The sequence below is a fragment of the uncultured Maritalea sp. genome (assembly GCF_937139385.1).
GTDB lineage: Bacteria > Pseudomonadota > Alphaproteobacteria > Rhizobiales > Devosiaceae > Maritalea > Maritalea porphyrae_A.
Genome location: NZ_CAKZPW010000329.1, coordinates 1 through 10,252, shown reverse-complemented (window position 1 = coordinate 10,252; position 10,252 = coordinate 1). Strand labels below are relative to the sequence as shown.

Sequence of the window (10,252 nt, the reverse complement as noted above, 5' to 3'; positions counted from 1 at the left end):
CCTGTCGCGCCTTTGATGAACTTCTTTGGGTCCGGCGTGCGTGTATCAACGAGTTGTGTCATATCGTTATCTCTTATGTCTTGCCGACTAGCTTTGGCTGCGGCGGGCGGCAATGACGCCCTTTTCAAAATTCACATTCCAATCAATCAGGGTCCGCCAAATCAACTCGGCTTGATCCTCATCCAATTGCTTTTCCAGCGCGCGGGCACGCACTTTATCAATTACCGCCTCAATCCGCGCCTTGTCGTAGGCTTCATGTGGGTCGGTCTTAATCGCAGCCATTCGGGTCACATATCCATGACGCTCTGCAAACAAATTGATCAAGTCCTGATCAAGACGATCAATTTCAGATCGCACATCCTGTTTGGTTTCGCATTGTGCTGGAGTTTTAATCCGATCAGCCATCATACCCGCCTTTGTCCCTACCACCATCTAGTCGGTGTAAAATCCAAACCATGTGATTTTTCAATCACCCGTGCTGCCGCAAACAATGTCTCTTCGTCAAACGGCTTGCCGATCAATTGAAGTCCCAACGGAAGCCCCTGCCCGTCTTTACCAGCAGGTACTGCAATGCCCGGCAATCCGGCCATATTCACAGTCACGGTGAATATGTCATTGAGATACATTTTGATTGGGTCAGACTTCATTTCCTGATCAGCAACACCAAATGCAGCAGAAGGTGTCGCAGGTGTCAAAATCGCATCGACACCATCGTTAAACACGTTTTCAAAGTCGCGCTTTATAAGCGTGCGGACTTTTTGCGCTTGGACGTAATAAGCGTCGTAGTAACCTGCAGACAGCACGTAAGTACCAATCATCACCCGGCGCTGCACTTCGTCACCAAAACCTTCAGCCCGTGTAAGCTCATACATATCCGTGATGTCTTTGCCCGGAACGCGAAGGCCATATTTCACTCCATCATAGCGCGCTAAGTTTGACGATGCTTCAGCAGGAGCCACAATATAATAAGCTGGCAATGCGTATTTAGTGTGCGGCAAAGAAATATCTTTGATGATCGCGCCTTCAGCTTTGAGCCAAGCAAGGCCCTGCTGCCACAGCTTTTCGATCTCCGCTGGCATACCGTCCATGCTGTATTCTTTCGGAACACCAATGGTAAGCCCCTTAACACCACGCTCAACGGCTGCAGCAAAATCAGGTACCGCCATATCAACCGACGTAGAATCTTTTGGGTCAAATCCACAAATCGAAGTGGTCATGATCGCCGCATCTTCAACCGTACGGGCAATTGGGCCAGCCTGATCAAGCGACGACGCAAATGCAACAGTGCCCCAGCGCGATGCGCGGCCATAAGTTGGCTTGATACCGACCGTGCCGGTAAAGGCTGCAGGCTGACGAATTGAACCACCCGTATCGGTAGCCGTCGCCCCAGCGCAAAGCCAACCCGCAACAGCGGCCGCTGAACCACCAGATGAACCACCTGGCACCAAATCGGCATTTGAGCCTTCAGCGCGCCAAGGGTTAATCACCGGACCATAATAAGATGTCTCATTTGAAGAGCCCATTGCGAACTCGTCCATGTTGAGCTTACCCAACATAACAGCACCATCGTCCCACAAGTTCTGTGTGACAGTGCTCTCATATTCTGGTTTGAACCCATCCAAAATGTGGCTAGCAGCCTGTGTGTGCACGCCCTTGGTGGCGAACAGGTCTTTAATCCCCAATGGCACACCTTCCAGCGCACCACCTTCACCCTTTTGCAATTTTACATCACTCTGCGCAGCCATATCCAGCGCTTGATCAGCAGTAACAGCCACAAACGCATTCAACGCTTCAGCTTTTTCAATTGCCAATAGGTAAGAGACTGTAACTTCTTTTGAGGTGAAGTCTTTTGCCTTGAGTCCCTTTGCGGTATCCGCAAGGCTCAATCGTGTTAAATCTGTTGTCATCGAAATAATTCCTCAAACCCGCCCATCACGAGTTCTTTTTCAAAAAAGGCAGAATAGTCGCTTTCAGGATAATCAAGCACCGGACCGCATTTGATAAAACCGGCATTTTCATAAAGCCGATATGCACCCGCGTACCCGTCGCCTGTGCCCGTTTCGAGCACCAAGCGCTTATGGCCACTCACCCGCGCTTTGTCCTGAATAGCATTCAAAAGTCGAACACCGACCCGTTTACCGCGCACTTCCGGCCGGGTGAACATGCGTTTAATCTCGCCCACTCCGTCGCCATGGTCTTTTAAAGCACCAATGCCAACCGCCTTGTTGTCATCGTCCCGAGCCACAAAAACTGTGGTCGTGTCGTCATCCATGTCTTCGACCGTCATGCAAAAGTTGAACTCTGCAGGTGCAAGCGGCTCAATATGTTCATTGAGCGCCGCGACAAGGTCGCGCACATCTTCTTGCAAAGCAGTTTCAACAAAAACGGTAATGGCCATGAATGCTACTCAACGACCTTTGGCACCATGAAGAAATTGTCTTCGGAAAGCGGTGAATTGGCGACAATCTTTTCCGGATAACCACCGTCGGTGACTTTGTCTTCCCTACGGCGCAACGCCATAGGGGCAACAGACGTCATTGGCTCAACGCCAGTAACATCAACTTCAGAAAGCTGCTCAACAAATTCAAGGATCGTGTTGAGTTCGCCGTTCAGCTTTTCAACATCGCTATCTTGAACTTTAATACGCGCCAAGCGCCCAATACGCTTCACTGTATCGGCATCGACCGACATATGAGACTCCTCAAGAAATCAGGAAAGGTTATTGGCGCTTTTAGCAATGCCAGTGGGACCTGACAACCAAAAGCAACACCAAAAATGCCAATTTAGTCTCTCAGTGCCAGAATAATGCGAAGATCAATCACTTGCGCAGCGCTTTTTGGTCAACCATTATGCGGAAACAGCAACTTGCACTGTTCTTCACAGCAACTCAAATCCGAGGACAAACATGTCGATATTCTCAATGGGGCTTATTACGCTGATCGCCATACTGCATATTTACATTCTTTGGTTTGAAATGTTCGCCTGGGAGAGCCGTGGCCCAAAAATCTTTCGCAGCTTCCCCAAAGACCTTTTCGCCCCCACAAAAACAATGGCTGCGAACCAAGGGCTATATAACGGCTTTCTGGCAGCTGGACTTATCTGGTCACTCTTAATTGGTGATGCCGAATGGGCAAAGAATGTGGCCCAGTTCTTTTTGGGGTGTGTCTTTATAGCTGGCGCATATGGGGCGGTAACGGCGTCCAAAAGAATTCTATATGTTCAGTCCGTTCCAGCAGCATTGGCCATTGTTTTGGTATTGCTCACCTAAAACAAATCTAAAGCTCAATCGCTAGGCTGGGCTCAAGCAATTGTATTCGCGCACCACCTGCTTTTGCCGCAATTTCATCCACGTCAATGTTTTCCATATCCGATATGGCAATCAACACTTGTCGCACCCCTTTGCCAACCAATCCCTCCAGCGCGCCCAAACATTGCTGATAGGTGCCAGCGCACAATGCCACAGCACCGTCGATCCATGCCTCAAATTCGCGATTAGGCTCATTCCCCAGAAATTGGATCACCAAGCGCTCATCAGGCAAAGCATCAAGTACAAATATTCCCGCAGATGCCAAATAGCTTTCTGGTTCATCCATTACGTCAATCAGCCGCCCACCAGACATCTTAGGTTCAGCGTTCATCAATGGTTGAAACGGAGAAACTTGATTTTCAGTGATCACGATTGCCATACCAACAAGCTCATTTGCTGAAACATGTGCCATTGCGTCTTCTGGATAGAACACAAACTCCTTATCGCTAAACTTCACGCGAAAACATCTTTTGCCGAACCAGATGATCCGCATGACAGCATCCTATTTGCTTGAACTATATGTGGTGAGACGCTAGGGAAGATTCACCAGTATTGCCAGCAAAAGAGCACCCTTTGTCACAAGAAGATCAATTTCCACTCGACGCATTACCCACTAAAGGCCGCTTGATCGGCTTGGATTTGGGGACCAAGACCATTGGTGTCGCCATTTCTGACGGTCTGCAAATGACAGCGACCCCCAACGTTACAATCAACCGCAAGCAATTTGGTTTGGATGCCGAACGTCTATTGGAAATAATCAAAGACAACGCATGTGTTGGCGTTGTCATTGGTTTACCGCTCAATATGGACGGCTCAGAAGGCCCTCGCGCCCAATCAACCCGTGCCTTCGTGCGCAATTTCACCCAAAAATGCGATCTGCCGATTGCCTTTTGGGATGAACGCCTGTCCACCAGCGCCGTCACACGCACAATGATTGAAGCAGACATATCTCGCGCCAAACAAGCAAAAGTGGTCGACAAATTGGCAGCCAGCTTCATCCTGCAAGGCGCATTGGACCGCCGCCGTTAAGTCTGTTCGCCTTATTGGTGGGGATAGAGCTGATTTCCCTTGAGCGCAAAAGGGCCTTGGGGTATGTCGGGGAAACCGACTTGGAACGAGGCATATGACAAATACTTCGCCACGCCATAACGCATTCTCCCAAAAGCATCTACTTGGCATTGCAGATCTTAACCCTGTTGAGATTGTTGAATTGCTTGATCGCGCTGAGACCATGGTCAAAGTTTCACGGCAGCAAAAAAAGGCCAAGCACACTTTGGCAGGCCGCACACAGATCAATCTGTTTTTTGAAAACTCTACCCGTACGCAAAGCTCTTTTGAAATTGCGGGTAAACGCCTAGGCGCAGATGTGCTCAACATGGCGGTGAGCACATCAAGTGTCAAAAAGGGTGAGACCCTTATTGATACAGCCACAACGCTCAATGCCATGCAACCAGACGTGATCGTGGTGCGCCACGCCTCCTCTGGTGCGGTGAAGCTCTTGTCGCAAAAAGTGGGTTGCTCAGTAGTCAACGCAGGTGACGGCACCCACGAACACCCAACCCAGGCGTTACTTGATGCCCTCACCATCCGCCGCCACAAAGGTCGCTTGAATGGGCTGACCGTTGCCATTTGTGGTGATATCGCCAATTCACGAGTTGCACGTTCAAACTTGATGTTGCTCAACGCCATGAACGCGCGCACCCGGGTTATTGCACCAAGGACGATGTTGCCCACGGGCATTGAACATCTTGCTGCTGAAGTCTTCACTGATATGGAAGAAGGCTTAAAAGACGCGGATGTCGTGATGATGTTGCGTATTCAGCGCGAACGCGCCGCAGGGCAACAAATCCCGTCTGTCAGAGAATTCTATCGTTTTTATGGCTTAGATGAACGCAAACTGGCATTCGCCAAACCAGATGCAATCGTGATGCACCCCGGCCCAATGAACCGCGGCGTGGAAATTGACCCCGCCATTGCCGATTGCGATCGTTCAGTGATTACAGAACAGGTGGAAATGGGCGTTGCGGTGAGAATGGCAGTGCTTGAAGCGCTACTGGCAAATGATGAGGTGCAAGCATGAGCAACCAACTGGTCATCAAAAATGCTCGCATAATTGATCCTGCCTCAAACACCGACATGCATGGTTCAATTCTCATTAAAAATGGTAAATTTGCCAAAATCATCGAAGGTGAAATTGAATTACCTGAGGGCGCAACTGTACATGACGCACAAGGCCGTATTATTGCGCCAGGCCTTGTGGATCTTCGCGTCTTTACCGGAGAACCGGGCCGCGAATATCGCGAAACCTTAAAAACCGCCTCAAATGCCGCCGCTGCTGGCGGAGTAACGAGCGCGCTGATCATGCCGGACACCAATCCTGTGCTGGACGATGCGGCATTGATCGACTTTGTTGCTCGTCGTGCCCGCGACACAGCAGAAATCAACTTCTACCCCGCAGCTGCGATATCAAAAGGCTTAGAAGGGCAAGATATTGCTGAATTTGGGCTGCTGAAAGAAGCAGGCGCCAAAGCCTTCACGGATGGGCGCAACAGCATCCAGAACCCGGCGCTGCTCAAAACCGCCTTCACTTACGCTCAAAACTTTGACATGCCGATCATCCACCATGTGTCTGACGCCAACTTGACAGGCAGTGGTGTCATGAACGCGGGGCTGCTTGCGACTGGATTAGGTCTAAAAGGCATCCCACACATCGCAGAAACAATCCCGCTAGATCGTGACGTGCAATTGGCTGAGGCAACTGGCGTTCGTTACCATGCAGCGCAAATCTCTTGTGCCAAGTCAGCTGAAATCATCGCGCGGGCGAAAAAACACTCGAAACGAATCTCCGCTGGCATTTCAATCAATAATCTTTGCCTAAACGAGAACGACATCGGCGACTATCGCACCTTCTTCAAGCTGGCGCCCCCACTTCGAAGTGAGGATGAACGCCAAGCCATGATTGCAGCGCTAGTTGATGGGACGATCGACGTTATTCACTCCGCCCACGACCCACAAGATATGGAAGGCAAGCGCCGCCCATTTGCCGAAGCGGTTGATGGCGCGGTCGGCCTAGAAACTATGCTCAGCGCCGCTTTGCGCTTGGTCCACGAAGAGCAAATCGATCTGATTTCACTATTGCGCACCATGTCCACGAACCCCGCAGACCTGTTAGGCATCGATGCTGGTCGCATCCAAAAAGGGGCACCCGCAGATTTTATCGAAATTGACTTAGACTACCCATGGGTTGTTTCGGAAAATGATCTGAAATCGCGCTCGCAGAACACTGCATTTGAAGGTGCGCGATTTAGTGGTAAGGTTACAGCAACCTTTGTAAGTGGCACCAAGATATACGAACTGGCAGACGCATAAATGACACTCCTTTTTCTCCTCGTTGCAGCAGTTGGCGGCTATTTTCTTGGCTCTGTGCCGTTTGGGCTGGTGTTGGTTCGCCTTGCAGGCTTGGGTGACATTCGAGATATTGGTTCAAAAAGCATTGGCGCAACAAACGTTTTACGCACAGGCCGCAAGGATCTGGCATTAGCGACCTTGTTGCTGGATGCTGGAAAGGGCGGCATCGCTGTTTTGCTCGCCCGATATTTCTTCGGTGAAACTGCCGCCCTTATTGCAGGTGTTGCAGCTTTTGCCGGGCACTGCTGGCCAATATGGCTGGGTTTTAAAGGTGGCAAAGGTTTTGCGACCTATCTGGGCACCTTATTTGCCTTCAATTTCATTGTGGCACTACTTGTGTGCCTAACATGGGCCGTTGTTGCTTTCGCCCGTCGTTATTCTTCGCTGTCGGCACTTTCCGCCGCAGCTGCTGCGCCAGTTTTCGCTTGGATCTGGTCCGGCCCATACTTAAGCGCTGCGTGTGCAGTGATTTCCATATTTTTATACTATCGACACAAAGAGAATATTTTACGCCTTATGAACGGTACCGAACCCAAAATAGGTGGTGAAAAGTCTCAATCGGCTAGCTGATGCAGCTATTCGATGAGCCGACACCTCCCAAAACACATCTCTCTGACAATCAAAAGCTGGCTTGGCTAAGGCTGATCCGCTCCGAAAATGTTGGCCCTGCCACATTCAAGCGTTTGATCAACCGATACGGCACAGTTGATGCCGCATTGAACGCTTTGCCAGCTCTGGCGGCGCGCGGCGGCGCTGCCAAACCAATAAAAGTCTGCCCCACCGAAGACGCTATTCGAGAAATCGAGCGGTTGAATAAACTCGGCGGCCGACTAGTTGCACTGGGCGAGCCAGACTTTCCTCCCCTGCTCGCTCATGCGTCGGGCGCGCCGCCCTTGCTTTCAGTACTTGGGCAGGCGCGCTTCGACATGCAAAAAAGCCTCGCCATAGTTGGCGCCCGCAACGCATCAGCCGCGGGAATGGCACTTACACGCCAATTGGCCTCTGAATTGGGTCAGGAAGGTTATATCATTATCTCCGGTCTTGCGCGCGGCATTGATAGCGCCGCTCATGCCGCTAGCTTGAAAAATGGAACAGTTGCAGTATTTGCCGGCGGCGTCGACCATATCTACCCCGAACAAAACCGAGATTTAGCGCAATCGATCGTCGACAATGGTGGTCTATTGGTCAGCGAGATGCCCCTCGGCACGCGTCCTATCGCCCGCGACTTTCCACGCCGCAACCGCATCGTAGCAGGAATTTCACTCGGCGTTTTGGTTGTAGAAGCGGCCATTCGCTCAGGCTCCCTCATCACCGCGCGTTTGGCGAACGAACAAAACCGCGATGTCATGGCGATCCCCGGCTTTCCATTGGATCCTCGTGCCGCAGGTGGCAATAAATTGATCCGAGATGGCGCGACACTCGTAAGAAATGTGGATGACATATTAGAACAACTCAACACGTTCGAATTGAGCCAACCAACGCTGTTTAACGAGGATGAAGAGGAATTCGCAACAGAGTGGGATATGGACCAAGCACCTAACGCCACTGACGAGGTGTTATCAGCACTCAGTCATACCCCCATTGCAATTGATGAGGTGATAAGAGCAACCAATTTGCCCGCTCAAGCGGTGCAAATGGTTTTGCTAGATCTTGAAATTGCAGGGCGTATAGAAAGGTCTGCCGGGCAGCTCGTAAATATAAAATTGAGCGCGTGAAATAAAACATTCACTTGAATTCGTCATGTTTCTCCACTAGGTGACCACATCAGCAACGTGTTGAATGATTGACATTGAACACCGAACAATACCATGTTGCGCACCGCCCACCACACTCGAGTTAAGGAAATACGCGATGAAAGTTGTTATTGTCGAAAGCCCCGCTAAAGCTAAGACAATCAATAAGTATCTCGGAAAAGATTTCGAGGTTCTCGCGTCTTTCGGACACGTGCGTGATCTGCCATCTAAGGATGGTTCAGTTGATCCCGAACATGATTTTGAGATGAAGTGGGAAGTTGATGCAGCGTCAAAAAAGCGCCTTACGGAAATCACGCGTGCTGTAAAAGCCGCTGACGAACTGATCCTCGCAACCGATCCGGATCGCGAAGGTGAAGCTATTTCTTGGCACGTTTTGGAAGTGCTTAGAGAAAAGAAAGCACTCAAAGACAAACCCGTCAAACGTGTTGTATTCAATGCGATTACCAAAACGGCTGTCTTGGAAGCGATGGCAAACCCTCGTGACCTTGATGTGCCGTTGGTCGACGCTTATTTGGCGCGCCGCGCACTCGACTATCTTGTGGGCTTCACGCTTTCGCCCGTCCTTTGGCGCAAATTGCCAGGCTCTCGCTCTGCGGGCCGCGTGCAATCTGTTGCTTTGCGCTTGGTTTGCGAACGCGAAACAGAAATTGAAAAATTCAAACCGCAAGAATATTGGAGCGTAACGTCCAACTTTGAAAAAGACGGCACCAGATTTGATGCGCGCCTATATACCCTTGATGGTAACAAAGTCGACAAACTCGATATTAAAACCAGCGAAGAAGCTGAAGCCATTCAAGCTGCGATTAAAGCTGGCAACATTGTTGTTGGCAAAGTTGAGAAGAAACCGACCAAGCGTAATCCATATGCGCCATTTACCACTTCAACGATCCAGCAAGATGCATCCAGTCGCCTAGGGTTCTCCCCTTCACGCACAATGCAGATCGCGCAACGCCTATATGAAGACGGTTCGATCACCTATATGCGTACCGATGGTGTGCAGATAGCGCCCGAAGCCATTGATGCAACGCGCCGCCAAATTGCGCGTGATTTTGGTGACAACTATCTGCCTGAGAAAGCGCGGATTTATCAGTCAAAAGCCAAAAACGCCCAAGAAGCGCACGAGGCCATTCGTCCGACCGATTTGTCGCGCACGCCAGCGCAGCTGAAAAACTCTGATCCAGATCAGCAAAAACTTTATGAGTTGATTTGGAAACGCACCATGGCCAGCCAAATGCGTGCAGCTGAAATTGCCCGCACAACTGCTGATCTTCGGGTTGAGGGCGATCGCCAAATCGACTTACGCGCTGTTGGTTCTGTTATTACGTTTCCAGGGTTTATGTCCCTTTATGGCGCGAGCACGCTGGACAAAGACGATGAAAACTCAAAAGAGCTTCCAGCCCTTGATACAGGCGACAAGCCTTCTTTGCTGGATGTTCTTGCAGAACAGCACCATACCCAGCCACCTGCCCGCTTTACTGAAGCCAGCTTGATCAAGAAAATGGAAGAGTTGGGCATCGGTCGCCCATCAACTTACGCTGCAACCCTTGGTGTTTTGCGCGATCGTGACTATATGAGACTTGAAAAGCGTGCACTGATCCCAGAAGATCGTGGACGTTTGGTAACAGCGTTCCTTGAAAGCTTCTTTGAACGCTATGTAGAATTAGGTCGGAAGGGCACACGTCTGAACTCCAGTCCACTGGTGGTAACCTGGTATGCCGTCTTCTGCTTGAAAAAAAAGTTCATCGGAGCACCATCACAGAATACGCGGTCGCCAATAAACGCC

At 50.4% G+C, this 10,252-nt stretch carries 11 protein-coding genes; 6 read left to right on the top strand and 5 right to left on the bottom strand.

What is annotated here, in order from left to right:
* Positions 1–87: 87 nt before the first annotated feature.
* From Q0231_RS13495 to gatC, 4 genes are read right to left on the bottom strand one after another with little or no spacing between them, the layout of a single operon-like run.
* On the bottom strand, positions 88–405 hold the full coding sequence (locus Q0231_RS13495) for a chorismate mutase (protein WP_269394068.1): 318 nt from the start codon (positions 403–405) through the stop codon (positions 88–90).
* A 17-nt stretch (positions 406–422) separates the two neighbouring features.
* The gene (gatA, locus tag Q0231_RS13490) at positions 423–1,907 is read right to left on the bottom strand and encodes an Asp-tRNA(Asn)/Glu-tRNA(Gln) amidotransferase subunit GatA (protein WP_299348116.1); all 1,485 of its coding nucleotides are present in this window, start codon (positions 1,905–1,907) and stop codon (positions 423–425) included.
* Positions 1,904–2,398 carry a GNAT family N-acetyltransferase gene (locus Q0231_RS13485; RefSeq protein ID WP_299348114.1) on the bottom strand — a complete coding sequence of 165 codons (495 nt, stop codon included), beginning with the start codon at positions 2,396–2,398 and terminating at the stop codon, positions 1,904–1,906. Before Q0231_RS13485 ends, gatA begins: the two co-directional genes overlap by 4 nt.
* A gap of 5 nt (positions 2,399–2,403) precedes the next feature.
* Positions 2,404–2,691, bottom strand: coding sequence for an Asp-tRNA(Asn)/Glu-tRNA(Gln) amidotransferase subunit GatC (gatC, locus tag Q0231_RS13480; RefSeq protein ID WP_269394065.1), 288 nt, complete (start codon positions 2,689–2,691; stop codon positions 2,404–2,406).
* A 214-nt stretch (positions 2,692–2,905) separates the two neighbouring features.
* Here gatC and Q0231_RS13475 point away from each other — a divergent pair, with 214 nt between their 5' ends.
* On the top strand, positions 2,906–3,268 hold the full coding sequence (locus tag Q0231_RS13475; RefSeq protein WP_299348112.1) for a DUF1304 domain-containing protein: 363 nt from the start codon (positions 2,906–2,908) through the stop codon (positions 3,266–3,268).
* A 7-nt stretch (positions 3,269–3,275) separates the two neighbouring features.
* Here Q0231_RS13475 and Q0231_RS13470 read toward each other — a convergent pair whose 3' ends face one another.
* Positions 3,276–3,800 (bottom strand): hypothetical protein, encoded by a 525-nt coding sequence (locus Q0231_RS13470; protein ID WP_299348110.1) that lies wholly within the window; start codon positions 3,798–3,800, stop codon positions 3,276–3,278.
* 80 nt (positions 3,801–3,880) lie between these two features.
* On the opposite strand from Q0231_RS13470, the gene ruvX reads away from it, so the two are divergent.
* The 5 genes from ruvX to dprA all read left to right on the top strand — a co-directional run bounded on the left by ruvX (position 3,881) and on the right by dprA (position 8,430).
* Positions 3,881–4,336, top strand: a complete 456-nt coding sequence (gene ruvX, locus Q0231_RS13465; RefSeq protein ID WP_299348107.1) for a Holliday junction resolvase RuvX — start codon at positions 3,881–3,883, stop codon at positions 4,334–4,336.
* 94 nt (positions 4,337–4,430) lie between these two features.
* Positions 4,431–5,387 (top strand): aspartate carbamoyltransferase catalytic subunit, encoded by a 957-nt coding sequence (locus Q0231_RS13460; RefSeq protein ID WP_269394061.1) that lies wholly within the window; start codon positions 4,431–4,433, stop codon positions 5,385–5,387.
* Complete coding sequence (pyrC, locus tag Q0231_RS13455; RefSeq protein ID WP_269394060.1) at positions 5,384–6,676, top strand: dihydroorotase; 1,293 nt, start codon at positions 5,384–5,386, stop codon at positions 6,674–6,676. Before Q0231_RS13460 ends, pyrC begins: the two co-directional genes overlap by 4 nt.
* Positions 6,677–7,285, top strand: coding sequence for a glycerol-3-phosphate 1-O-acyltransferase PlsY (gene plsY, locus Q0231_RS13450; protein WP_299348104.1), 609 nt, complete (start codon positions 6,677–6,679; stop codon positions 7,283–7,285).
* Positions 7,285–8,430 (top strand): DNA-processing protein DprA, encoded by a 1,146-nt coding sequence (gene dprA, locus Q0231_RS13445; protein ID WP_299348103.1) that lies wholly within the window; start codon positions 7,285–7,287, stop codon positions 8,428–8,430. The genes plsY and dprA overlap by 1 nt, the downstream gene beginning before the upstream one ends.
* The last annotated feature ends 1,822 nt before the right edge of the window (positions 8,431–10,252 follow it).